20 protein-coding genes, 1 tRNA gene and 1 pseudogene are annotated in these 24,648 nt (G+C 72.4%); 10 read left to right on the top strand and 12 right to left on the bottom strand.

Features of this window, described 5'->3' with window-relative positions; genetic code table 11:
- From purH to VFO68_RS12925, 3 genes are all read right to left on the bottom strand, one after another.
- Window positions 1-1,529 (bottom strand): bifunctional phosphoribosylaminoimidazolecarboxamide formyltransferase/IMP cyclohydrolase (gene purH, locus VFO68_RS12935; protein ID WP_325158489.1); only part of this gene is annotated, 1,529 nt, incomplete at its 3' end.
- A complete protein-coding gene (gene purN / locus VFO68_RS12930) occupies window positions 1,526-2,158 on the bottom strand; it encodes a phosphoribosylglycinamide formyltransferase (protein ID WP_325158488.1) in 633 nt (210 codons plus the stop codon). The genes purH and purN, both read right to left, overlap by 4 nt.
- 49 nt (window positions 2,159-2,207) lie before the next feature.
- Entirely contained in the window at window positions 2,208-3,599 is a 1,392-nt protein-coding gene (locus tag VFO68_RS12925; protein ID WP_325158487.1) for a DUF6350 family protein, read from the bottom strand.
- Window positions 3,600-3,699: 100 nt separating this feature from the next.
- On the opposite strand from VFO68_RS12925, the gene VFO68_RS12920 reads away from it, so the two are divergent.
- Window positions 3,700-4,842 carry an FAD-dependent monooxygenase gene (locus VFO68_RS12920; protein ID WP_325158486.1) on the top strand — a complete coding sequence of 381 codons (1,143 nt, stop codon included), beginning with the start codon at window positions 3,700-3,702 and terminating at the stop codon, window positions 4,840-4,842.
- On the opposite strand, the gene VFO68_RS12915 is transcribed toward VFO68_RS12920, so the two are convergent.
- Together VFO68_RS12915 and VFO68_RS12910 are read right to left on the bottom strand one after the other, a co-directional pair.
- Entirely contained in the window at window positions 4,826-7,309 is a 2,484-nt protein-coding gene (locus VFO68_RS12915; protein ID WP_325158485.1) for an ATP-binding protein, read from the bottom strand. The two genes, VFO68_RS12920 and VFO68_RS12915, sit on opposite strands and share 17 nt — an antisense overlap.
- 160 nt (window positions 7,310-7,469) lie before the next feature.
- A pseudogene (locus VFO68_RS12910) lies at window positions 7,470-7,553 on the bottom strand (hypothetical protein); the annotation flags it as partial.
- Between the two features lie 423 nt (window positions 7,554-7,976).
- Here VFO68_RS12910 and VFO68_RS12905 point away from each other — a divergent pair.
- Window positions 7,977-8,049 (top strand) — tRNA-Asn (locus VFO68_RS12905).
- A 188-nt stretch (window positions 8,050-8,237) separates the two neighbouring features.
- Here VFO68_RS12905 and VFO68_RS12900 read toward each other — a convergent pair.
- The 4 genes from VFO68_RS12900 to VFO68_RS12885 all read right to left on the bottom strand — a co-directional run bounded on the left by VFO68_RS12900 (window position 8,238) and on the right by VFO68_RS12885 (window position 12,958).
- Window positions 8,238-8,903: a DUF5336 domain-containing protein gene (locus VFO68_RS12900; RefSeq protein WP_325158484.1), complete on the bottom strand. Its 666-nt coding sequence runs from the start codon at window positions 8,901-8,903 to the stop codon at window positions 8,238-8,240.
- Window positions 8,904-8,987: 84 nt separating this feature from the next.
- A complete protein-coding gene (sucD, locus tag VFO68_RS12895; RefSeq protein ID WP_325158483.1) occupies window positions 8,988-9,884 on the bottom strand; it encodes a succinate--CoA ligase subunit alpha in 897 nt (298 codons plus the stop codon).
- A gap of 6 nt (window positions 9,885-9,890) precedes the next feature.
- On the bottom strand, window positions 9,891-11,069 hold the full coding sequence (gene sucC / locus VFO68_RS12890; RefSeq protein WP_325158482.1) for an ADP-forming succinate--CoA ligase subunit beta: 1,179 nt from the start codon (window positions 11,067-11,069) through the stop codon (window positions 9,891-9,893).
- Window positions 11,070-11,158: 89 nt separating this feature from the next.
- Window positions 11,159-12,958, bottom strand: coding sequence for a hypothetical protein (locus VFO68_RS12885; RefSeq protein ID WP_325158481.1), 1,800 nt, complete (start codon window positions 12,956-12,958; stop codon window positions 11,159-11,161).
- Between the two features lie 671 nt (window positions 12,959-13,629).
- On the opposite strand from VFO68_RS12885, the gene VFO68_RS12880 reads away from it, so the two are divergent.
- The gene (locus VFO68_RS12880; RefSeq protein WP_325158480.1) at window positions 13,630-14,166 is read left to right on the top strand and encodes a M23 family metallopeptidase; all 537 of its coding nucleotides are present in this window, start codon (window positions 13,630-13,632) and stop codon (window positions 14,164-14,166) included.
- Here VFO68_RS12880 and VFO68_RS12875 read toward each other — a convergent pair.
- Both VFO68_RS12875 and pcrA read right to left on the bottom strand, forming a co-directional pair.
- Window positions 14,156-14,410, bottom strand: a complete 255-nt coding sequence (locus tag VFO68_RS12875; RefSeq protein WP_325158479.1) for a hypothetical protein — start codon at window positions 14,408-14,410, stop codon at window positions 14,156-14,158. The two genes, VFO68_RS12880 and VFO68_RS12875, sit on opposite strands and share 11 nt — an antisense overlap.
- Before the next feature lie 227 nt (window positions 14,411-14,637).
- A complete protein-coding gene (gene pcrA, locus VFO68_RS12870) occupies window positions 14,638-16,959 on the bottom strand; it encodes a DNA helicase PcrA (RefSeq protein WP_325158478.1) in 2,322 nt (773 codons plus the stop codon).
- 288 nt (window positions 16,960-17,247) lie between these two features.
- On the opposite strand from pcrA, the gene VFO68_RS12865 reads away from it, so the two are divergent.
- The 6 genes from VFO68_RS12865 (at window position 17,248) to VFO68_RS12840 (ending at window position 23,142) form a co-directional block, all read left to right on the top strand.
- On the top strand, window positions 17,248-17,538 hold the full coding sequence (locus VFO68_RS12865; protein ID WP_325158477.1) for a chorismate mutase: 291 nt from the start codon (window positions 17,248-17,250) through the stop codon (window positions 17,536-17,538).
- 84 nt (window positions 17,539-17,622) lie between these two features.
- A complete protein-coding gene (locus tag VFO68_RS12860; RefSeq protein WP_325158476.1) occupies window positions 17,623-17,928 on the top strand; it encodes a hypothetical protein in 306 nt (101 codons plus the stop codon).
- A gap of 110 nt (window positions 17,929-18,038) precedes the next feature.
- The gene (locus tag VFO68_RS12855; protein WP_325158475.1) at window positions 18,039-18,962 is read left to right on the top strand and encodes a hypothetical protein; all 924 of its coding nucleotides are present in this window, start codon (window positions 18,039-18,041) and stop codon (window positions 18,960-18,962) included.
- 206 nt (window positions 18,963-19,168) lie between these two features.
- The gene (locus VFO68_RS12850) at window positions 19,169-20,008 is read left to right on the top strand and encodes a hypothetical protein (protein ID WP_325158474.1); all 840 of its coding nucleotides are present in this window, start codon (window positions 19,169-19,171) and stop codon (window positions 20,006-20,008) included.
- A gap of 183 nt (window positions 20,009-20,191) precedes the next feature.
- Window positions 20,192-21,526, top strand: a complete 1,335-nt coding sequence (locus tag VFO68_RS12845; protein ID WP_325158473.1) for a serine/threonine-protein kinase — start codon at window positions 20,192-20,194, stop codon at window positions 21,524-21,526.
- Between the two features lie 38 nt (window positions 21,527-21,564).
- Window positions 21,565-23,142 (top strand): serine/threonine-protein kinase, encoded by a 1,578-nt coding sequence (locus tag VFO68_RS12840; RefSeq protein WP_325158472.1) that lies wholly within the window; start codon window positions 21,565-21,567, stop codon window positions 23,140-23,142.
- Between the two features lie 11 nt (window positions 23,143-23,153).
- Here VFO68_RS12840 and VFO68_RS12835 read toward each other — a convergent pair whose 3' ends face one another.
- A complete protein-coding gene (locus VFO68_RS12835) occupies window positions 23,154-24,062 on the bottom strand; it encodes a LysR family transcriptional regulator (protein WP_325158471.1) in 909 nt (302 codons plus the stop codon).
- Window positions 24,063-24,177: 115 nt separating this feature from the next.
- Between VFO68_RS12835 and VFO68_RS12830 the strand changes: the two genes are divergently transcribed.
- On the top strand, window positions 24,178-24,648 hold a 471-nt coding region (locus VFO68_RS12830), incomplete at its 3' end, for a DMT family transporter (protein WP_325158470.1).

The raw sequence follows: 24,648 nt of genomic DNA, 5'->3' as shown, positions 1-24,648 counted from the left end.
GTTTCGGCGGCGGCGATCACCTCGGCGTCGCGGACCGAGCCGCCGGGTTGGACCACGGCGCGCACGCCGGCCTCGAGGAGAACCTGCAGACCGTCCGGGAACGGGAAGAACGCGTCGGACGCGGCCACGGCGCCGGCGGCGCGGTCGCCCGCGCGCTGGACCGCCAGGCGCGCGGCGTCGACCCGGTTGACCTGGCCCATGCCGACCCCCACCGTGGCGCCGGAGTCGGCCAGCAGGATCGCGTTGGACTTCACCGCCCGGCAGCACCGCCAGGCGAACGCCAGGTCGGCCAGGGTCGCGTCGTCCACGGCCGCGCCGGTGGCCAGGGTCCACTTGGCCGGGTCATCACCCTCGGCGGTCAGCACGTCCTTGCTCTGCATGAGCATGCCGCCGGAGATCGGCCGGAACTCCGCGCCGCCGCGGACCGGCGGCTCGGCGACCAGGATCCGGATGTTCTTCTTGCGGGTCAGCACGTCCAGCGCACCATCCGCATAGGACGGAGCGACGATCACCTCGGTGAACACCTCGGCGACCTGCTCCGCCATGTCCACCGTCACCTCCCGGTTGGCGGCGATGACCCCCCCGAACGCGCTGACCGGGTCGCAGGCGTGCGCCTTGCGGTGCGCGTCCGCGATCGAGTCCACAGTGGACACCGCGAGCCCGCACGGGTTGGTGTGTTTGATGATCGCCACACTGGGCGCGTCGTGGTCGAACGCGGCCCGCCACGCGGCGTCGGCGTCGACGTAGTTGTTGTAGGACATCTCCTTGCCGTGCAGCTGCTCGGCTGCCGCCAGGCCCGCGGGCCCGAACTCGGACCGGTACAGCGCGGCCCGCTGGTGCGGGTTCTCGCCGTACCGCAGGATGTCGCCGCGGTTCCAACTCGCCCCGACCCAGCCGGGGAAGCCGGAGCCCTCGTCGTCCGGCGACAGGTTGCTCCCCATCCAGGACGCGACCGCCACGTCGTAGGAGGCCGTGTGCCGGAAGGCCGCCGACGCCAGCGCGCGCCGGTCGGTCAGGCTGAACCCGCCGGACCGGACCCGGTCGAGCACCCAGCCGTAGCGTCCGGGATCCACCACGACGGCCACGCTCGCGTGGTTCTTCGCCGCCGCCCGCACCATCGCCGGACCACCGATGTCGATCTGCTCGACGCACTCGTCGAGATCCGCGCCGGACAGCACCGTCCGCACGAACGGGTACAGGTTCACCACCAGCAGGTCGAACGGCGCGATCCCGAGCGCCGCCAGCGACTGCACGTGCGCCGGCTTGCGCAGGTCGGCGAGCAGCCCGGCGTGCACCCGGGGGTGCAGGGTCTTGACCCGGCCGTCCAGCGACTCCGGAAACCCGGTGACCTCCTCGACCGGCGTCACCGGCACGCCCGCGTCGGCGATCACGCGCGCGGTGCCGCCGGTGGACACGATCTCCACTCCGGCGGCGTGCAGGCCGGTCGCCAACTCCAGCAGTCCGGCCTTGTCCGAAACTCCGATCAGCGCCCGCCGAACCGGTCGCCGTTCGTCCACAGTGGACGTCACGGAATGCTCACCTCTCGTCCGTTCACGGTGTAACCCTCGCGGGCAATCCGGGCGATCACGTCGACCAACAGCCGCCGCTCCACCACCTTGATCCGCTCGTGCAGCTTGCCGGCGTCCTCGCCCGGCTCGACCGCGACCGGCTCCTGGGCCACGATCGGTCCGGTGTCCACCCCCGCGTCGACCAGATGCACGGTGCAGCCGGTCACCTTCACCCCGTAAGCCAGCGCGTCGGCGACCGCGTGCGCACCGGGAAACGCCGGCAGCAACGCCGGATGCGTGTTCAGCACCGGGCAGGCGAACCGGTCCAGGAAACCCGGACCGAGGATCTTCATGAAGCCGGCGGAGACGACCAGGTCGGGCCGGTGCGCGGCAGCCGCGTCGGCCAGCGCCGCGTCCCACGCGGCCCGGTCGGGATGATCGGCCAGCCGGACCGTGAACGCCGGAACACCGGCCCTGCGGGCCCGGTCCAGGCCCTCGATGCCGTCCCGGTCCGCGCCGACCGCGACCACCCGGGCCGGAAAGTCCGCCCGGGCGCTGTCCAGCAGCGCCTGCAACAGCGTGCCCGAACCGGAAACCAGGACGACGACCCTGGCCGGCGGCCTGGGTGGGGAGCCGGGTGAGCTGGGCATGATCTCCCGTGGGGATTGGACTTGCGGACCGGGCCAGCGTAGGTGGCGGCTAGTCGGACTCGTCGGCCAGGTCCTTCTTGACCGGTTCTTCCTCGCCCGCCACCGGTTCCGGCTCGGGCTCGTCGTCCGGTTCCTCGGCGGGCTCGGCCTCCACCGCGTCCTCGTCCGGCTCCGCCGCGTCCTCGCCCGGTTCCTCCACTGGTTCCTCGTCCGGGTCCTCCATCGCCTCCTCGTCCAGCGGATCCAGTTCGTCCTCGTCGTAGAGATCGTCGTCGGACCACCGGGGCCGGCTGACCGACACCACGACCGCGGCGACCACGCCCACCCAGACGAGCAGGGCCAGCGCCAGCCGCACCGGATGCAGGTCGACCGGATCGAACCGGCCGCCGCCCAGCGCTCCGCCGGTCAGCGCGGCCAGCACCGCCAGGCTCAGCACGAGCACCGCGAGGGCCACGCCGACCGCATGCAGCCGGACCAGCGCCACCTCGGACACCTCCCGCAGCAGCCGCCCGATGAGCACCCCGACCCCGACCGGAACCGCGAGCAGCAACGTCCACCATCCGGCCGCCCGGTCCGGCAGCGCCGCGAGCAGCGGCAGATCGGGCACCGGACCGCCGGTGAAGTTCAACGGCGCCACCGAGATCGCCCCGAGCGAGAACCCGGGGCCGGCCACGAAGGACGTGCCCGCCACCACCCCGTTCGGCAGGTATCCGGCGCACAGCAGCAACAGGCCGAGGTTTCCGCCCAGCCCGCCCGCGGTGCGCTGGAACATTCCGCCGGCCGCGGTGAACCCGGTGGCCAGGCCGAGTCCGAACAGCACGGCCCCGGCGGCGAGCAACACCGCGACCGCGACGGCGCCGGCCCCCAGCCCGGCCCTCGTGACCGGGTCGATCCGGTCGAAAGCCAGGTCGAGCAGCCCGGCGTGGCGCGCGACCCCGACCGTCGCGGCGAGCCCGGCGAGCACGGCCGGACCGGCCGGGGCGGCGACCAGGTTGACCGTGACCGGACCGCCGACCGTCGACAACCCCAGCACCAGGCCGAAAACCGCGTGCCCGGCGGCGATCAGGGCGACCAGGTGACCGGCCGTCCGGGGGGTGCGCAGGTCGAGGCGCTCGGCCGCGGCCGAGGCGGTCCGGGCCACCAGGACGGCCGCCGCGATCGTCGGCAGCAACGGCAGCACGCCCAGTTCCGCTCCCTCGATGCGCAGCGGGACCTGGTGTGCGGCAAGCCATCCCGGTGCGGCCGCGGCCAGCACGCCGGTGGTGCTGAAGGTCGCCCGGGCGGCCACCGACGTGACCACGGCGAGCACGGCGGCCACGGCGGCGTACCCGGTGATCAGCGGACCGAGCGCGGCCATGGCCAGCACCGGCGCCCGGACGGCGAACGGGTCGCCGGCCAGGGTGTCCTCGAGCTCGACCGGAGCCGCACGGAGTAGCCGCACGAACACACTCTGACATCATGACTAGGCCATTCGGAGTAGCCACGCCGACGGTCAGCCAACGGTAGGCCGGCGGTAGGCGGCGCCCCGGACGCTGGCGCCCATGATGAACAAGAACATCCTGATCTCCGGGGCGAGCGTGGCCGGCCCGGCTCTGGCGTTCTGGCTGCGGCGGTTCGGGTTCAGCCCGACGGTCGTGGAGCGGGCGGAGACGTTGCGGGAGGGCGGGGCGGCGGTGGACTTCCGCGGTCCGGCGCACCTCGGCGTGTTGAGCAGAATGGGGCTGCTGGAGGAGATCCGGCAGCGGCGCACCTCGCCGAAACCGTGGGTGTTCGTGGACGAGCGGGGCCGGCGGCGGGCGGGGCTGCCGGCCGACTTCGCCGGTGGCGACGTGGAGATCCTGCGGGGCGACCTCAGCCGGGTGCTGTACGAGGCGACCCGGGACGACACCGAGTACCTGTTCGGCGATCGGATCACCGGGATCGCCGAGACGCCGCACGGTGTGCACGTGACGTTCCAGCGGGCCACGCCGCGCACCTTCGACCTGGTGATCGGCGCGGACGGGATGCACTCCGGGGTGCGGTCGCTGGCCTTCGGGCCGGAGGAGCGGTACAGCCGGTACGGCGGCGCCTACTTCGCCAGCTTCAACGTGCCGGCCTACTGGCAGGACGAGCCGAACCTGTTGGTGTACAACGAACCCGGCCGCATGGTGTCGCCCGGGCTGCTGGTGTTCCGCACCCCGCCGCTGCACCTCGACCGGGCCGATCCGGCCGGGCAGAAGGAGATCGTGGCGGGTGCGTACGCCGGAGCCGGGTGGCGCACTGCGGAGATCATCGAGGCGGTGCGCGCCGCGTCGGAGTTCTACCTGGACTCGATCAGCATGGTCCGGCTGCCGAGGATCACCAGCGGCCGGTTCGCGCTGCTCGGCGACGCCGCGCACGGGGCCGGGCTGGGCGGCATGGGCACCGGGGCGAGCGTGGTCGGAGCCTACGTGCTGGCCGGTGAGCTGGCCGCGGCCGCCGGCGACCACACCACGGCGTTCCCGGCCTACGAGGAGATCATGGTTCCGTACGCCCGGCGCGGCCAGGGCATCGGCGCCGCGAACTTCCTGGCGCCGGCCACCCGTGGGCGGATCCGGCAGCGCAACCTCATGACGCTGCTGCTCGGCAGCGGGCCGATGACCAGGATGATCGGCCGGATGGACCGGAAGATCGCGAGCAACATCACGCTCAAGGACTACTCCTGAGTCTGGCCAGGCCGTCCTCGGCGGCGGCGGCCAGAGCCGGGGTGTGGCTGTCCCGGGCCAGTTCGATCGCCTCCTGGTACAGCGCGCGGGCCCGGTCCGGCGCGCCCTCGGACTCGGCCAGCCGGCCCAGCCCGGTCAGCACGTGCGAGCGTGCGCTGATGTTGAGCCAGTCCGAGGCCGTACCGGCCAGGGCCTGCTCGTGCAGCCGCCGCGCGGCGGGCAGGTCGCCCCGGCGCCGGGCGATCTCGCCGAGGCCGGCCTGGGCCAATGCCCGGGTCGCCGGCACCCCGGCCCGGCCGGCCAACTCCACCGCGAGCGCGTAGTCCGGGCCGGCGGCGTCCAGGTCACCGGCGCCGAGCAGCCGGTCGGCGCGGCGGCAGCGCAGGTCGGCGAGTTCCTCGACGGCGCCGAGCGCCATCATCGCCGCCAGCGCCTGGTCGGTGAGCTCCAGCGAGCGGGACAGGTCGCCGCGTGCCTCGGCGAACGTGGCCAGCGCGTCGAGGGCGGTGGCCGTCGCCCAGCGGTCGCCGGTGCTGGCGAGCAGATCGAGCGCGGCGACGCACTCCTGCTCGGCCGCGTCCAGCGCCGAGCCGTCCGCGTACCAGTCGCCGAAGGCGCGCCCGAACCGGGCCAGCCCGGCGAGCCACGGATCGGCCTGGGTGGTGAACCAGTCCAGCAGCGGCCCGGGCTGGCTGTCCGGCCCCGGCGGCCCGGCGAACAGCGCCCAGCCGACCAGCAGGTAGGGCTGGCGTACCGGGCCGGGCAGGGTGGTCATGATCTCCCGCAGCCGCTCGACGTGCTCGGTCCGTCCGGACCCGCCGTTCACCGCCCACAGCACGCACAGCGCGTACTCCTCGCCGGCCGCCGCCACCCGGTCGGACAGCTCGGCGGCCAGCGGTGCGATCTCGCCGCGCATCCCGCGCAGGTACCAGTACCAGGACAGCGCACCGACCAGGCCCAGCGCGAGGTCCGGCAGGGCGGCCAGCGTGTGCCGCAGCGCCGCGTCCAGGTTGCCGTGCTCGGCGGACAGCCGGGCCAGCCAGGTCAGCTGCTCGGCCCGGCGCAGGTGCGGGTCCGCGGTGGCGGCCAGGTCCCGGAAATGCTCGGCGTGCGCGCGCCGCAGCCGGTCCTCCTCGCCGGCTTCGGCCAGTCGCTCCAGGCAGAAGGTCCGGATGGTCTCCAGCATCCGGTACCGGCCCGCCTCGACGTCCACGAAGGACTTGTCCACCAGACCGGCGAGCAGGTCGTCGGCCGTGTCGGCGGGCAGCCCGCACACCGCGGCGACCGACTCCCGCAACGCGCCACCGGCGAACACGGCGAACCGGGCGGCCAGCGTGCGCTCGTCGGCGTCGAGCAGGTCCCAGCTCCACTCGACCACCGCCCGCAGCGTCTGGTGCCGGGGCGCGGCGGTGCGGCTGCCCCGGGACAGCAACCGGAACCGGTCGTCCAACCGGGACTCGACCTCGGCCAGCGTCAGGGTGCGCAGCCGGGCCGCGGCCAGCTCGATGGCCAGCGGTAACCCGTCCAGGGCGGCACAGATCCGGCGCACCGTGTCGTCAGCCCGGAAACCCGGTGCGACCGCGGCGGCCCGCTCGGTGAACAGCCGCACCGCCGAGCCGATCGACAGCGGTGGCAACGGATGCAGCGCCTCCCCGGTGATCCCGAGCGGTTCCCGGGAGGTGGCCAGCACGCGCAGCCGCGGGCAACCGGCCAGCAGCCGGTGGGTGAGCTCCGCCGCCGCACCCACCACGTGCTCACAGTTGTCCAGCACCAGCAGCACCGGCCGGTCGGCGAGCGCGGCCACCAGCCGGCCGGCCGTGTCCGGCGGCCCGCCGGTGGCCGGCAGCAGCCCGGACTCGCGCAACCCCAACGCGCCCAGCACCGCCCGGGGCACGTCGACCGCCGGCGCCAGATCCACAAAGGACACCTCGCCCGGGTGCCGGGCGGCGGTCTCGACGGCCAGCCGGGTCTTGCCGGCGCCACCCGGCCCGGTGAGCGTGACCAGCCGCGCGCCGGCCAGCAACGCGTGCACCCGGGCCAGCTCCGCCTCCCGCCCGACGAAGCTGGTCAGCTGGGCCGGCAACGCGCGCGGCGCCGGTCCGGATCCGCGCAGCACGGCCAGATGCGCCTCGGTCAGCTCGGCGGACGGATCCGCGCCGAGCTCCTCGGCCAGCCGCCGCCTGCCGTCCTCGAACACCGCCAGCGCTTCGGCCGGCCGCCCGGCGCCGTGCAGCGCGCGCATGAGCTGACCGCGTAACCGTTCGCGCAGCGGGTAGGCGGCCACCAGGGCCCGCAGGTCGGCGACCAGACCGTCCGGCTCGCCCAGCGCGAGCCGGGCCTCGGCCTGGTCCTCGACCGCCGCCACCCGCAACTCCGCCAGCCGGGTCGCGGCGGGACCGGCGAACGGCGCCTCCGCCACGTCGGCAAGGGCCGGCCCCCGCCACAGTTCGCCCGCCTCGCGCAGCACTGCGGCCCGCCGTCGCCGCGTCGCCCGCGGCCAGCGCCCGACGGCCGTCGCCGGCCAGGCGCTCGAACCGGTGCGCGTCCACGTCCTCGGGGTCGACGTCGAGCCGGTAGCCGGCGGGCCGCAGCTCGATCAGCCCGCCGAGCCGGCGGCGCAACCGGGACACCTGGGACTGCAGCGCGTTTCCCGCGTCGCCCGGCGGCTGCTCGCCGTACAGCCCGTCGACCAGTCGCGGGATGCCGACCACCCGGCCGGCGTCGAGCAGCAGCAGGGCCAGCAGCGCGCGCTGCCGGGGACCGCCGACGTCGACCGGGTCGCCGCCGGCCGACCGGACCTCGAGCGGGCCGAGAATGCCGAACCACACAGGCCCTATTGTCCCCGCGCCCCGGCCCCACTCCTATTCAGGTGCACCGAAATCAAATGCGTTGACGGGTCACCCGTCGCCACGCATCCTGAACAGGACACCAGGAAGACAGAGGAGAGGTCATGGCGAACATGCGGAAGCGAGCCCCGCGCTCCGCGTATGCGCTGATGAGCAACGCGCCCGGCTTCCCGCCATGACCGAAAAAAGAGGTCATGCCAGGGGAGCCGCCCATCGGGAATCCGATGGGCGGCTCGCTTTTTTGGCATGCCATTCATCGCATTTCCGAGCTGCTCGACAATTCCGCGATCCCCTGAGGTGTAACGGGTTGCACGCCCGGCTGTTAACCGGGAGGCACCAGGTTCGAGTCCTGGGAGGGGAGCGCACGGGGAACGCGCCGGCGCGCAGGTGATCCTTGCAAGATCACCGCGGAGGGTTCGACACCCTCGTTCTCCACAAAACGACCAACCCGCCAGCCGGATGGCTGACGGGTTGGCTCCGCGCGTGGCCCGGTGGCCACTTGGGACTCATGATCTCGAGGCGCCTGGATCGACACCAGGACGCGCGACTTCAGCCCTGCTGCGGGTATCCGCCGGGCGGGGTGCCGGGGTGCTGCGGTCCCGGCGGCGGGAACTGGCCGGGCTGCGGCTGGTACTGCGTCTGCGCGCCGGGCTGGCCGTACTGGCCGGGCGGCGGCGGGAACTGCTGCTGCCCGGGCGGCGGGCCGTACTGGCCGCCGGGCTGGCCGTAGACCGGGCCGCGCTGGCCGGGCGGCGGCATCTTGATGATCCCCGCGTCCAGCAGGTAGGCGCCGACCCCCGCGAGCATCTGGAGGATTCCGAAGATCATGATGAGCACGCCGCCGGTGCCCAGGTCGCCACTGGCCTGGAAGACGGTGAACATGAACGGGACGATCCCGCCGATGGCGAAGATCGCGGGCCACGGTCCGGGCTTGTTGTCGCCGGGCAGGAAGCCGACCAGCGCGGCCAGCCCCGACATGAGCAGCAGCCCGGGAACCCATCCGGTGAGGGCCTCGAAGAAGCTCGCCTCACCGGCCAGCGCGGCGAACCCGAAGAACAGGTTCAGCACACCGAGGCCGGCCGTGGCCAGATACGCGATCTGCGGGATGCCCAGCTTCATGCCGCCGCCGGCCGGCGCTCCGTAACCGGGGCCCGGTTGGGGCTGCTGCGGGCCCTGGCCAGGAAACCCTCCTGGTCCACCGCCTGGGTAGGTCATCGCGCGCTTCTCCTCAGCTCATTTGGACCGTCGGTGCGCCGGACGCTACACCAACGCCCGGCCCGACGTTCGTAAGACGGACAATCAGGCGCGAACCAGTGACCTGGCCAGTTCGGCGGTTTCCGAGGGGGTCTTGCCCACCCGGACACCGGCGGCCTCCAGGGCGTCCTTCTTGGCCGCCGCGGTGCCCGAGGAGCCGGACACGATGGCCCCGGCGTGGCCCATGGTCTTGCCCTCCGGCGCGGTGAAGCCGGCCACGTAGCCGACGACCGGCTTGGTGACGTTGTCCCGGATGTAGGCGGCCGCGCGCTCCTCGGCGTCCCCGCCGATCTCACCGATCATGACGATCAGCTCGGTCTCCGGGTCGTCCTGGAACGCGGCCAGGGCGTCGATGTGCGTCGTGCCGATCACCGGGTCGCCGCCGATCCCCACGGCCGACGAGAAGCCGATGTCGCGGAGCTCGTACATGAGCTGGTAGGTCAGCGTGCCGGACTTGGACACCAGGCCGATCCGGCCCGGGCCGGTGATGTCGGCCGGGATGATGCCGGCGTTGGACTTGCCGGGGGAGATCACGCCCGGGCAGTTCGGCCCGATGATCCGGGTCTTGTTGCCGGTGGCGCAGGCGTGTGCCCAGAAGCTCGCCGTGTCGTGCACCGGGATGCCCTCGGTGATCACCACGGCCAGCCCGATGCCGGCGTCGATCGCCTCCACCACGGCCGTCTTGGCGAACCGGGGCGGAACGAACACCACGGTCACGTCCGCGCCGGTGGCGGCCATGGCCTCGCCGACCGAGTTGTACACCGGCAGGAACAGGCCGGAGCGGACGTCACTGAAGTCGGCGCTCTTTCCGCCCTTGCCGGGGGTCACGCCACCGACCACGTTGCTGCCGGCACGCAGCATCCGCCGGGTGTGCCGGGTGCCCTCGGACCCGGTCATACCCTGAACGATGATCTTCGAGTTCTCGTTGAGGAAGATCGCCATCGCGACTCAGGCCCCCTGCGCGGCAAGTTGGGCGGCCACCCGGGCCGCGTTGTCCATGGTGTCCACCTGCTGCAGGCCGGGTAGCGCCGCGTCGGTGAGGATCTTGCGGCCCTCGACGGCGTTGTTGCCGTCCAGCCGCACCACGATCGGCCGGTTCACCTCGTCGCCGCGCGAGTTGAGCAGTTGGAAGGCCTGCACGATGCCGTTGGCCACGGCGTCGCAGGCGGTGATCCCACCGAAGACGTTGACGAACACGCTGCGCACGTCCGGGTCGGACAGGATGATCTCCAGGCCGTTGGCCATCACCTCGGCCGAGGCGCCGCCGCCGATGTCGAGGAAGTTGGCCGGCTTGACCCCGCCGAACTCCTCGCCCGCGTAGGCCACGACGTCCAGAGTGGACATCACCAGCCCGGCGCCGTTGCCGATGATCCCGACCTGGCCGTCCAGCTTGACGTAGTTGAGGTCCTTCGCCTTGGCGGCGGCCTCCAGCGGGTCCTCGGCGCCCTGGTCGACCAGGGCGGCGTGACCGGGGTGCCGGAACGAGGCGTTGTCGTCCAGTGTGACCTTGCCGTCCAGCGCGACGACCTGGTCGCGCGGGTCGCGGACCAGCGGGTTGACCTCGACGAGGGTGGCGTCCTCGGCGACGAAGGTGTCCCAGAGCTTGACGATCACCTCGGCGGCCTGCTCGGCGACCTCGGCCGGGAACCTCGCCGCCGTCACGATCTCCCTGGCCTTGGTCAGGTCGACGCCGGCCAGCGGGTCGATCGCGATCTTGGCCAGGGCCTCCGGCCGCTCCACGGCGAGCTGCTCGATCTCGACGCCGCCCTCGGCGGACGCCATGGCCAGGAAGGTGCGGTTCGCCCGGTCGAGCAGGAAGGAGAAGTAGTACTCCTCGGCGATGTCGGAGGCCGGTGTGACCAGCACCCGGCGCACGACGTGGCCCTTGATGTCCAGCCCGAGGATCGCCTCGGCCTTCGCCTGCGCCTCGTCGGGGTTGTCGGCCAGCTTGACGCCGCCCGCCTTGCCCCGGCCGCCGGTCTTCACCTGGGCCTTGACCACCACGGTCTGGCCGAGCTGCTCGGCGGCGGCCCGGGCCTCCTCCGGCGTGGTCACCACGGTGCCGGGCAGTACCGGAACCCCATGCGCGGCGAAGAGCTCCTTCGCCTGGTACTCGTACAGATCCACTCGTCAGTCTCCTGAATGCGGCGTCCGTCGGACGAAAGGACAGTATCGAGACCCCGACCGGGCCGGCACGCCGCATCCTGTGCGATGGCTCACCGTCGCCGGGAACCACCGACGAGCGCGGCCGTCGCCGCGATCAGCAGCGCCACCAGGCACGCGGCCGACAGCCAGGTTCCAGGCCCCGGAGTGGCTCCGGCGGCCCGGCCACTGGTGAGCGGGAACTCGAGCAGGTGCACGCCGACCACGGCCGCGGCGCCCAATAACAAGGAAGCGCCGCGTTCGGCCCGGGACAGCGGCGCGAGCACGCACACCGCGATCACGACCCCCAGACCGAGCAGCAGGCCCCAGGACCCGAGCCGGAAGTCCGACCAGATGCCCGGCGCGGCGAAGTCCGGCGCCCGCACGGCGGGCAGCGCGAAGGCGCCGATCGCCAGGACACCGGCCGCTCCGGCCGGGACGACCACCGGTTGGTTCAGGCGGCCCTCGGTCAGGTCGACCTCGTCGCGTTCGGCGCTGCCGGCGACCCCGGCGCAGATCGCCGCGACGACGGCGAGGGCCATCGCGACCCCGGTCGCCCAGACCCCGAACCCGACGTGGACGTCCGGGCTGATGCCGGCGCCGGTGAGCGCGGCGTCCAGGGTGCCGGCCCCCACGACGAGCACCGCGGCGAGCGAGACCGTGAAGGCCGGCCGGACCGCGGCGGACCACCGGCCGACCAGCAGCGCCGCGCCGAGCAGGCCGACGATGACTCCGGCCGGGACCAGCTGCCGGTTGGCGAAGCTCTCCGGTTGCTCCAGGCCCGCTTCCACCACGAGCTGAGTGCCCAGCCCACCGGCGAGCGCGGCCAGCCCGGCGACGATGCCCAGCGCGCCGGCGAGCAGGTGCAGGCGGTTGGCCTCCAGCAGCAGCTCGGTCCGGGAGTGGTCAGCTTCTCGCACCCGGCCCTCCGAACGCAGGTAGACGATCAGTACCAGCAACCCGGTCGCGCCGAGCGCGATGTAGGGGCCCGGCGCCGGGTCGAGCCGGGGTACGGCCAGCCCGGCCACGATGGCGGGCATGGTCACCGCGGCCACCCCGGCGAACAGTCCGACCAGCCCGCCCCTGGCCAGTGCCGGCGGTACCGCGCTCGCGGTGAACACGACGCAGCCGAGCACCACCGCCGCGATGGTCAGCAGACCCCCGGCGAGCACCAGGGACGGGCTGACCACCACCTCGGGAGTGAGCTGGAAGGCGTCGTGCGAGTAGAAGGCCGGCAGCAGCAGGCCGCCCGTGGCGACCGTGCCGCAGACCAGCGCCCACCCGATCAGGTAGCGGCGGCCACCCCGGTCCGATGTGCCGGCCGGGACCTCGAGCTCCTCGGCATAGGCCGAACCCGGCTGCGCGCCCGCGCCGACCGCCAGCAGGCCGGCGAGGGCCACCAGCACGTGCCCGGCCAGCAGGATCCACAGCCCCGCCGCCGGGGACATCGGCGCCAGGCTGGTCGGCACCAGCAGCTCGGGCCGGGAGGCCAGCAGCGCGTCCCAGGCCAGCTGCAAATCCGCCACCGCCCGGCCGGGAGCCAGCAGGGCGAAGCCCATCAGGACGCCGGCCGCGAACACCGGCCGGCCGGCCACGATCGCGCCCACCGCCAGCACGGCCGGGAGCACCGCCAGCGCGATCAGCAGGGGCAGGGCCGAGTAGCCGGGCGCCGGAGCCGGCTGGACCAGACCGAGGATCAGACCGAGCACCGTGCAGCCGGCGCCGAGCACCGCGAGCAGCAGCGCCAGCCGTAGCCGGTTGGGAAGTTCTGACCAGCCGAGTCGCTCGGTCCGGACGACGTTGTCCACGGTCTCATCCGGTTCACGCCGCGCCCGCGCGGGACGCGCCTGCGGCGTTCGGGTCCGCTCAGTCATTGGCATGAACGCTAGCAAGTTGGGCGACTCCGGCTCGCCGCGGCGGGTGCCATGACGCTCCAGTCCGCGTTCAGTTGCCTGTTGAAACCCCCCGACCAGTGTAACGACGGTCACATTATCTAGGTAATACCGAACTCACCCTCCGTTGTTTACGCAGTACAGGTGACAGTCGATTCACCACCCGATCGGCCGACACGCGTTACGACTGTTGCCCTCACCGCCACCTACTCGTTACTGTCCACCGGTCCGTTGTCACGGTCCGGTCACGAAAGGACGGAGTCGGCAACCCCCGATCGCCGGCTCAACCGGGTTCCCCGCCCGGTGTCCCACCGAAGGCTCGTCCCCGCGAGCGCAGGTGTGTCGGCCGGACTCCCCGGAACACGGAAGGGCAGGCCTTGGCTCGACACCGCTCCCCCGGCGGCCGACAGCAACCCAGGGACCCTGTCGAGGCAGAACACGCCTCGACGCGGAACCAGGGCATCCGTAGCAGCACCGGCTCGTACCGCGTCACGACTCCGTCTTCGGCGGCGCGCGGCAAGGTTGTCGTTGCCGCAGTCGCACTCGGCGCTTTCGCGGCCGCGGCGGCCGGACAGACGCTTCAGGTCACGGGCCAGCAGCCCAACAACGATCTCGCTCCGCTCTCCGGTGGCGACGCCTCGGCTCTGCTCGGCGTGGGTGGCGACACCTCGCTGGCGCCGGACATCCTCACCGTGGCCCGGACCGCCGACGGTCCGCTGGTGGCCCAGAAGATGGCCGCGAGCGAGAAGTTCAGCCAGGCGCTGGCCGCCGACCTGCAGGCCAAGCAGGCGGAAGCCACCCGGGCCAAGTACGTCAAGCCCGCCGAGGGCACGCTCACGTCCGGCTTCGGCGCCCGGTGGGGAACGACCCACTACGGGGTGGACATCGCGAACAAGATCGGTACCCCGATCCTCGCCGTGGCCGACGGCACGGTCGTCGAGGCCGGCCCGGCCAGCGGTTTCGGCCTCTGGGTACGGGTGCAGCACGAGGACGGCACGATCAGCGTGTACGGCCACGTGGACACCTTCTCGGTGAAGGAAGGGCAGAAGGTCAAGGCCGGCCAGCAGATCGCCAGGATGGGCAACCGCGGTTACTCCACCGGCCCGCACCTGCACTTCGAGATCTGGGACGCCACCGGCAAGAAGCTCAACCCCGCGCCGTGGCTGTCCGCTCGCGGCATCAAGCTCTGATCCGGCGCAGGAAGTAGGCGCTGGCCACCCGCCAGACCGTGCAGATCGCCGCGCGGCCGGCGCACCCCGAGCACCGGTGCCGGGTGCCCGCCGGCCGGTGCAGGCCGAGCAGCGCCCGCCAGGCGGCGGACAACCTGCGCAGTTCGGCCCCGGCGGCCTCGGGCGCGGCCGCCGCCAGCCGGTCGACGCCGTCCAGGTAGCGGCCGACACCCTCGGCCAGGACGCCGTAGAGAATCTCGTCCACATCCACGCTCCCCCTCGTCGCTGAAGATCCATGCGCGGAGTGAACCAGGGGACACCGACAATTTCGCACTGGCGTTCGGTTAGGACATGTCCCGCGGATCTTTGTGGGAAGTCCGTGCCCGACCAACAGCGACCTCAGGGGACCGTGACGCCACCCAGCCACAATCCACCCCGACACCGCACCGTTGCCCGGAACGCAACAACCGCATCAAAATTCCGGAGAGGCGGTCAGAGTTTGACCATGGGGACGCTGCCGATGAGCATCAGCCGGATCGTGCCGGCGGAGCCGAAGTCGATGGTGGCGGTGGCGCGAGGGCCGGCGCCGTCGGTGGCGACGACCGTGCCGAGGCCGTACTTGTCGTGGTTGACCCGGTCACCGACCTCGAGGTTGAGGGCCGGGGTGTCCTGCCAGCCCTTCATCGCGGCGCGAGGCGGGGTGGCCGGACGGTCGCCCCGGCGGACGGCCCAGGTGGGGGCGCTCGGCGCGGACCGCGTGGGCTCCAGGCGGCGCCATTCCACCAGGTCGGCGGGAATCTCGTCGAGGAACCGGGACGGCGGGTTGGCCACCGGCTGGCCCCAGGACGAGCGGACCATGGCGCGGGAGACGTAGAGCCGGTGCTGGGCCCGGGTGATCCCGACGTAGGCCAGCCGGCGTTCCTCGGCCAGCTCGGCCGGATCGCTCAGCGCCCGCAGGTGCGGGAACACGCCGTCCTCCCACCCGGTCAGGAACACGGCCGGATACTCCAGGCCCTTGGCGGTGTGCAGGGTCATCAGCGTGACCACGCCGCTGGCCCCCTCGTCGGCGTCCGGAACCGCGTCGGCGTCGGCGACCAGCGAGACCCGCTCCAGGAACGCGGCCAGCGATCCCGGCTCGACCGCCGGCGGCTCGACCGAGGGGTCGGCCGCCGGGGGCAGGTCGTCGGTGGCGAACTCGCGGGCCACGTTGACCAGCTCGTTGAGGTTCTCCAGCCGGGTGGCGTCCTGCGGGTCCTCGCTGCTGTCCAGCTCGGCCCGGTAGCCGGTGCGCTCCAGCACCGCCTCCAGCACCTCGGCCACGTCCAGTCCGTCGTCGATCAGCGCGCGCAGTTCGTCGACCAGCTCGACGAAGCCGGCGATGGCCCGGGTCGAGCGCGGGTTGAGCAGGCCGACCCGGCCGGCCGCGGCGTCCCGCAGCGCCGCGGCGAAGGAGATCCGTTCCCGCTCGGCATGGGTGGACACGCACGCCTCGGCCCGGTCGCCGATCCCCCGCTTGGGCACGTTGAGGATCCGCCGCAGGCTGACCGTGTCCTCCGGGTTGGCCAGCACCCGCAGGTAGGCCAGCGCGTCGCGGACCTCGCGCCGCTCGTAGAAGCGCACCCCGCCGACCACCCGGTAGGGCAGGCCGAGCCGAATGAAGATCTCCTCGAACACCCGGGACTGGTTGTTGGTCCGGTAGAACACCGCGATGTCGCCGTTGCGCAGGTCGCCGGAGTCGACCAGCCGGTCGATCTCCGCGGCCACGAAGGCGGCCTCGTCGCGGTCGTTGTCGCCGACATAGCCGACGATCTTCTCGCCGTCACCGGAGGCGCTCCACAGCCGCTTGTCCTTGCGGTTGGGGTTGCGCGAGATCACCGCGTTGGCGGCGGAGAGGATCGTCTGGGTGGACCGGTAGTTCTGCTCCAGCATGATCGTCGTGGCCTGCGGGTAGTCCCGCTCGAACTCGACGATGTTGCGGATGGACGCGCCGCGGAAGGCGTAGATCGACTGGTCGGCGTCGCCGACGACGCACAGCTCGGCCGGGTCGTCGGTGCCCACCAGCTCGCGGACCAGCACGTACTGGGCGTGGTTGGTGTCCTGGTACTCGTCGACGAGCACGTGCCGGAACCGGCGCCGGTAGTACTCGGCGACGTCCGGAAACCGTTGCAGCAGCTCGACCGTGCGCATGATCAAGTCGTCGAAGTCGAACGCGTTGGCCTGCCCGAGCCGCAACTGGTACTCGGCGTAGACCTCGGCGACCCGGCGCTCGAGATCGTTGGTGGCGGCCGCCCGCGCCGCCTCCGGGTCGATCAGCTCGTTCTTCAGGTTGGACACGGCGACCGCGAGGGTCCGGGCCGGGTAGCGCTTGGGGTCCAGGTCGAGATCCCGCGCGACGAGCGTGATCAGCCGCCGCGAGTCGTCGGCGTCGTAGACCGAGAAGCTCGACTTCATGCCCAGGGTCTTGGCGTCCCGGCGCAGCACCCGCACGCACATCGAGTGGAACGTGGACACCCACATGGCATTGGCCCGCCTGCCGACCAGGTCGGCGACCCGCTCCTTCATCTCGGCGGCGGCCTTGTTGGTGAAGGTGATCGCCATGATCTGGCCGGGATGCACGCCCCGGTCGGCGAGGAGGTAGGCGATCCGCCGGGTGAGCACCCTGGTCTTGCCGGAACCCGCCCCGGCGACCACGAGCAGCGGCGAGCCGGTGTGCTCGACCGCGCGCCGTTGGGCGTCGTTGAGATCGGCGAGCAGCGCGGCCGGATCGGGCTTGCGTCGTGGGGACTGCACCGGGATTTCGAACAGAGCGCTCATCGTGCCCACAACGGTACCGGGCGGCACCCACGTCCCGTGGCACCCGCGCCGCGCCGGTGGCCGACCCGCGCTCGACATCGGCTTGAGCACAGGGATCGACCCGACCGGGCGGGTGTGCCAGAATCAGCGGCGTGCGGACGCGCTACTTCGAGTTTTTCTACGGGAACCGGACTCCGGCTCCCGTGGTCGCGTAGGCACAGACAGACCACACCGAAGCCCCGGAGTCCACGGACCCGGGGCTTCGCATCGCTCCAGGGTCCGACTCCACGACAGACACAGAGGACCACGATGACCACCGCCTCGCCCGAACCGACCACCCCGGACGCCCTGCCCGGACCCGAACAGATCGCCGAGCTGCGCCAGGAGATCGACTGGCTGGACGGCGAGATCCTGCGCCTGGTCAAGCGCCGCACGGAGATCTCCCAGACGATCGGCCGGGTCCGGCTGGCCAGTGGCGGGACCCGGCTGGTGCTCAACCGGGAGAACGATGTGCTGGCCCGGTACCGCGAGCTCGGCAAGGAAGGGCAGCAGCTGGCGATGGCGCTGCTCACCCTGGGCCGCGGCCCGCTCGGGCGCTGACCGGCCACCGATCGAACACAGCTCCGGGCCATATCAGGGGCATCACCCATCCCGGTACATCTCGAACACGGGCACACTGGAGTCATGCTCAACCTGATCGCCATCATCATCGCCATCGCGGCCGTGATCGCGACCCTGGCTCACGTCGGCTACCTGGCCATGCTGAACTCGGCCGCCAACAAGCGGGCCGGCGGCGCACCGGTCGCCCAGTGGGTGCGCAGCCGCTGGCCGGTCGCCGGCATCACCACGGCGGCCGCGCTGGTCGCCTGGCTGCTGACCAACGGCGCCGGTTTCGCCGACACCCTGGCGATCCTGCTGGGGGCGGGCTCCGGCCTCACGGCAACGAAAGCGCTGCAGGCAACCCAACAGCGTTATCGGACCGGCGAGTAACAAGACGAGCAGTGGGCGTAATGCCCACTGTGTTCACTCGCCCGAGTGGCCGAAGCGGAACGGCTTCGCCCGAGCGTTCCAACGCTGTGCAACCAAATACCGTTGCCTGAGTGAGCATTTCGGGTTGGTCGAGGTTGATCGCGGCGCGGTCGGACCGGGGCAGGCATCGGCGTGGTACGAGCGAAACGAACTGGGAGATCACGTCGCTCGAACTGTCCGAGCAGTCGGCCGCGGAGTTCGGCGAGACCTGGCAGGATCCGCCGACCGGGCTGCAGAAGTTCAACCTCGGCACGATCCCGGCATCGGTGACGCCGCCCCGCACCTGGCGCCGGGCCGCCTGGTTCGCCGGCGGCACCGCCGCGTTCGTGGCCTTCGCGATGGGTCTCGCGACGATCTTGCTGAACGGACATTCAAGCCGGCGCAACAGCATCGAGGCGCTGCCGGCGCAGCCGAGCCAACGGCTGACGATCGCCGATCTGCCCACCACCGGGCGCCCGCCGGCCGGCCCGGCCCCGGCCGCCGATCCGACCCCGGCCCGGACGACCACGGCCACCGCAGCGCGGCCGCCGAGTGCGGTCGCCGCCGGCCCGCGAGCGATACCGCAGGCCGCGCCGCCCGTCCCGGCTGGTCCGCCGGTCGGGCCCGCTGCGGCGCCGACCCGGGCGCCGACCCCGACGATGACGCCGTTCGCGGCCGCCGGCCCGAGCGGGGCGGCGGCGCTGGCGCAACCGGCGCCGAGGTCGATCGGCGCCCTCACCGAGATGTACTTCCACCAGGTCGTCGAGAACCCCAGGGCCGCCTACGAACTGACCAGCGGGCGGATGCGGCAGGACGGTGCGGCCGGGATCAGCCGCCGCTACGCCGGGATCGAGCGGATCGAGATCCGGAAGGTGTCCGTCGACCGGGCCTGGTGGACCACCAGGACCAAGCTGCTGCTGGTGTTCAAGGACGGCCGGAGCAAGCCGGTGGAACGTCAGCTCACCTTCAGCTCGGGGCCGGATCCTCGGATCATCAGCGACAGGTCGGCCGGATGAGCGCCGGCGTCGAGCGCTCCGAGGTCTACCGCCAGACAGTCAACAAATGCCCCAATTGAGTGAAGATCAACGTCATTGGTCGCCACCTTCGGGTGCTACATCGCGAACAAGTGGCGCGGACAGCGTTGACTACGGTACGAGTTCCTCCAAACGCGCAACGCGACGACCGCGTGCGATGACAGCAACCTCCGCAGGGATTCAGCGCAGTGGAACATCCGACGACTGGCCGGCACCACCGCTCCGGGTCGGTGCACGCCAAGGATCTGATCAGCCGGCGGCCGCGGCGGACCGGGCGAGCGGGTCCGGCCCCACCGCGGGACGACGAGCCGCCGGATGCCGACGAGGCCGAGAGACCCTCCGAGACCGACCCGTCCCCACACCCGCCCACTCCCCATCGCCGTCCCCACTACACCGGCGTCCACCTCGCCAAGGTCATCTGTCTCGGCCTGAGCGCGCTCGCCCTGTGCGTCGCGATCGGCATCGGATCCATGATCAGCCACCAGAACGCGTCCGGTCCGCGGTCCGCCCGGCCGGATCTCGGGATCACCGGGGAACGCGCGCTGCTGCCCGACCTGCTCAACAGCGCGGTGCCCGGGCGGGGCGTGCACAACGCGCCCGGGCTCTCCGAGCGGGAGACCCGGGCCACCGGGGTGATCGAGAACACCGGCGGTCCGGTGCTGACCGATGCCCCGGTCAGCACCACCAGCATCACCGACGCGCCGGTGGTCACGGTCGACCCGTCCCCGTCCAAGCTGGCCCTGGTCCTGCGGTACTACGACCTGATTCAGAAATCCCCCGACCGGGCGTTCTCGCTGCTGGACGCGACAGCGCTGGGTACCGACCTGGCCGAGTTCGTCCGCTCCTGGGCGAGTGTGACCGATGTCCACGTGCTGGAGGTCCGGGAGCAGGACGACGGCGTGCTCGCCAGCGTCCGGATGCGCCTGCCCGACGGCACCTACCTGCGGATTCAGCAACTTCTGAAGATTACGGATACGCTTCCCCAACGGATCGTCGGCGCGCAGATCCGCTCCGCTTCCCGGGGCTGAACGGACCCCGGGCGTCAAGCGAACGGCACCCATCCGGCGTAATGTTCTGCCGTGCGTGTACTACACCCGTCCTGCCTCCGTGTGCAGAGCGTGAGCGGCTTAACCTGTGGCGGGCGGGATCGCGCGGGCACGCTTCAAGGGAGGTTGCGTGACGCTGACGGCAGCAACCTTGGAGTCTGAGCGATGACCGACGAAGGCCGGATCGTCGCCGGACGTTACCGCGTGCTCAACCGGATCGGCACCGGCGCGATGGGCGTCGTCTACCGGGCCCACGACGAGCGGCTGAACCGCACCGTCGCCGTGAAGAAGGTGCTGCTCTCGCCCGGTCTGCCGGACGACGAGGCCACCGAGGCCGTGGAGCGGTGCCTGCGCGAGGGCCGGATCGCCGCCAAGCTGCACCACGCCAACGCGATCGCGGTGTACGACGTGGTCGACGAGGACGGCGCGCCCTGTCTGATCATGGAGTACCTGCCGTCGCGGAGCCTGGCCATGGTGCTCAGCGAGCAGGGCCCGCTCGACCCGCGTGAGGTCGCCCGGATCGGCGCCAGCTCGGCGGCCGCGCTGGTGGCCGCGCACGCCGCCGGCATCGTGCACCGGGACGTCAAGCCGGGGAACATCCTGCTCGGCAACGACGGCTCGGTGAAGATCACCGACTTCGGCATCTCCCGGTCCAACGACGACGTGACGGTCACCAAGACCGGAATGATCGCCGGGACCCCGGCCTACCTGGCCCCGGAGATGGCCATCGGCAAGGAGCCCTCCCCGGCCTCCGACGTGTTCTCGCTGGGCTCGACGCTGTACGCGGCCGTCGAGGGTGAGCCGCCGTTCGGGCTGTCCGACAACACGCTGGGTCTGCTGCACAAGGTGGCCGCCGGGAAGATCAACCCGCCGCGGGTCGCCGGGCCGCTGACCGACGTGCTGAACGCCATGCTCGCCACCGACCCGACGCTGCGGCCGAACACGGCGCAGGCCCGGGACATGCTCACCGCGGTGGCCCGCGGTGAGAACCCGGCGTTCAGCTCCATGCCCCGGATGCCGGTCGCACCCGTGCTGCCGGTCCCGGAGGCGGACGAGCCGACCCGGGTGGTCGCCGCCGAGACCCAGCTGGTCCGGTCCCGCCCGTCGATCGCGCCACCACCGCCGCCGCGCAAGGCCGACCACTCCCGCGGGGTCATTCTGGGGCTGTCCGCCGCGCTGCTGGTCGCGCTGATCGCGGGCCTGGCCTGGATCCTGATCAACCAGGACACCCCGGTCACCAACAACCCGCCGCCGGCGCAGGGCGAGGTCGTCGCGCCCACCAGCACGGAGACGACAACCACCACCGAGGCGCCGCCGACCACGACCACCACGTCGTCACGGACCACGACGACCACGACGACGACCACCACCAATCCCCCCACGACCACGACGACCCCCCGTCGGGTGACCACCACGACCACCCCGACCCCGACGACGACGACCCCCGCGCAGGGGACAACGACGACGGCGCCGGGCACCGGCGGCCCGGCCGTGCCGTGACGGAACCGCCCTCGCCCTGATCATCACGGGAGCCTTTGTTGACCACTGAAGACCGGGTGGTGGCCGGCCGCTACCGCCTTGGCGCCCGGATCGGCAGCGGGGCCATGGGTGTGGTGTGGCAGGCCCTCGACGAACGGCTGCATCGCACGGTCGCGGTCAAGCAACTCCTGCTGCACGCGGACCTGAGCCTGGCCCAGGCGGAGGAGGCCCGGCTGCGTTCGATGCGGGAGGGCCGGATCGCCGCCCGGCTCTCGCATCCGAACGCGGTCACCGTCTACGACGTGGCCGAGCACGAGGGCGAGCCGTGGCTGGTCATGGAGTACCTGCCGTCGCGCAGCCTGGCGACCGTGCTCGCCGAGCAGGGACCGCTGCCCCCGGAACAGGTCGCCCGGATCGGCACCAGCGTGGCCTCCGCGCTGATCGCCGCGCACGCCGCCGGCATCGTGCACCGCGAGGTCAAGCCGGCCAACGTGCTGCTCGGTGACGACGGCACCGTCAAGATCACCGACTTCGGCATCTCCCGGGCCACCGGCGACGTCACGGTGACCGCGACCGGGATGCTCGCCGGCACCCCCGCCTACCTCGCCCCCGAGGTGGCCAAGGGCCACGAGCCGACCGCCGCCTCGGACGTCTTCTCGCTGGGCTCCACGCTGTACACCGCGGTGGAGGGCCACTCGCCGTTCGGGCTGGGCGAGAACACGCTGGCGCTGCTGTACGCGGTGGCCGCCGGGCGGGTCAGCCCGCCGCGGCAGGCCGGGCCGCTCACCGCGCTGCTGATGTCGCTGCTGCGTCCGGACCCCAACGACCGGCCCACCATGGTGGCCGCGCGGGACGGGCTGGCCGCGGTCGCCGCCGGCAAACCGGCGATGCTGGCCGGCCGGACCGACGTGATCCCGCCGATGCGCGGGTCGCTGCCGGTCGGCCCGCCGAGCCCGCCCCTGGGCACCGAGGCCACCCGGTTGGACGCGCATCCGCTGACCGAGCCACCGCCGCCGGCCCGCCCGGCCAACGGCCGGCCGCCGCAGCACGCCATCCGGCCGTCGAGCCCGCGCAACGTGCGCTCGATCGTGCTGACCGTGGTGGCGATCGTGGTCGCGGCGCTGGTCGGCATCCTGGTCGCCAGCTTCTTCACCCGGAACCAGCCGGACCCGCAGTCCCAGTCCCAGCAGGCCCCGCTGTCCAGTTCGCGGGCCGCGCCGCCGAGCTCGACCACCGCGAGCGCGGCGCCGACCACCACCACCGCGACGACCACGACCAGCAAACCGGCGGGCTCGTCCAGCGCTGCGGCGCCGAACGTGCCGGCGGCGCTCAACCCGGAGGCGGTCATCCGGCAGTACTTCGGACTGCTGCCGGCCAACCCGGCGGCGGCCTGGCAGCTGCTGACCGACCAGGCCCGGGGCCGGTACGGCACGCAGGACGCCTACAACCAGGCGTGGGCCCAGATCAGCGCGGTCGAGGTGCTGCAGTCCACCGCCAAGGGCAACCAGGTCGGGGCGGTGCTGAAGATGACGGCCAAGACGGGCGCCCAGTCCACCGAGGTCTACGCCTTCTCCATGGCCGAGCGGGACGGCCGGCTGCTCATCGACGACTTCGTCGCGGCGGGTCCGGGGGGATGACCGCGCGCGCCCTATGAAACAGCTAGGGACGCGGCCGAGCGCAAGGCCGTGAGCAGGCAGGTCATGGCCGGGGTGTCCAGCGCGGACGCGCGGACCGCGGCCTGGATCACCCGGACCGGCTCCGGTCGGGTCACCCGGCGCACCACCACGCCGGGATGCGGGCTGCCCAGGCCCAGCCGTGGGATCAGGCTGACCCCCAGCCCGGCCGCGACGAACCCCTGGGCGGTCGCGTAGTCCTCGGACTCCACCACGAAGCTCGGCGTGAACCCGGCGGCGGCGCAGCCGTCCAGCACCAGCCGCACGCACGGCCCGATCGGCCACTCGTTGCCCACCCAGGGTTCCTCGGCCAGGTCGGCCAGGTCGATCACCCGCTTGCGCTGGAGCCGGTGGCCGCGCGGGAGCACCACCCGGTACGGGTCGTCCAGCAGGTGCACCAGCCGGATGCCGTCCGAGGCCGGGTCGGTGCCGGGCGGCACCACCACGATCGCCACGTCCGCCCGGCCCTGCCGCACCTCCGGCAACGGGTCCTCCGGGTCGGTCAGCTTCAGGTCGACCTGCACGCCGGGGTGCTCGCGGCGCAGGGTGGCCAGCGCCGGTGGCACCAGGGCCAGGCCGGCGGTGGCGAAGTAGCGGATGGCGATCCGGCCGGTGCGTCCGGCGCGCAGGTCGGCCAGCGCCAACTCGGCCTCGGCGACGCGCCGGCAGATGATCCCGGCGTGCTCGGTGAGCAGCGTGCCGGCCGCGGTCGGGCGCACGCCCCGGCCGATCCGCTCGAGCAGCGGGAGCCCGGTCTCGCGCTCCAGGGCGGCGATCTGCTGGCTCACCGCGGACGGGGTGAAACCAAGATTGGCGGCAGCCGCGGTGATCGAACCGCTGGTCACCACAGCGCGCAGCACCTGCATCCGGCGAACGTCGAGCACGCCGCGAGCTTACAGCTTTGCTTAACGGTTCATGTATCACTATTCACTTGTCCTGGCGGGTTTCCTGCGGCAACGTGAGGCCGTGATCAGCGGAAACCGTGGCAGCCTGGTTCGGATGGGCCTGTTGGCCCTGCTCTGGGGATCGAGCTTCCTGTGGATCAAACTCGCCCTGCAGGGGTTCTCGCCGGTGCAGATCGCGCTGATCCGCTCGGTGCTCGGGGCCGGCCTGCTGGTCACGCTGTGTCTGGCCACCGCGCAGCGGCTGCCCCGGGAGCGCTGGGTGTGGGGCCACATGGTCGTCGCGGCGATCTTCGGCAACGTGATCCCGTTCACCCTGTTCGCCGTCGGTGAGCTGACCGTGGACACCGGAGTGGCCGGTGTGCTCAACGCCACAACCCCGTTGTGGGCGCTACTCATCGGGATCGGGATCGGCACCGAGCGGTCCGCCTCCCCGGTCCGGCTGGGCGGGCTGCTGCTCGGCTTCGCCGGGGTACTGCTGATCTTCGCCCCGTGGCACGCCGAGGGCATGGCGAGCTGGGGTGCGCTGGCGTTGCTGGCCGCCGCCGCCAGCTACGCGATCGCCTAC

The sequence above is a fragment of the Actinophytocola sp. genome, from assembly GCF_035712165.1.
In the GTDB taxonomy this organism is placed as follows: domain Bacteria; phylum Actinomycetota; class Actinomycetes; order Mycobacteriales; family Pseudonocardiaceae; genus DASYTH01.
Note: the sequence above shows the minus strand (reverse complement) of the source record. Positions and strands in the feature narration are given on the sequence as shown.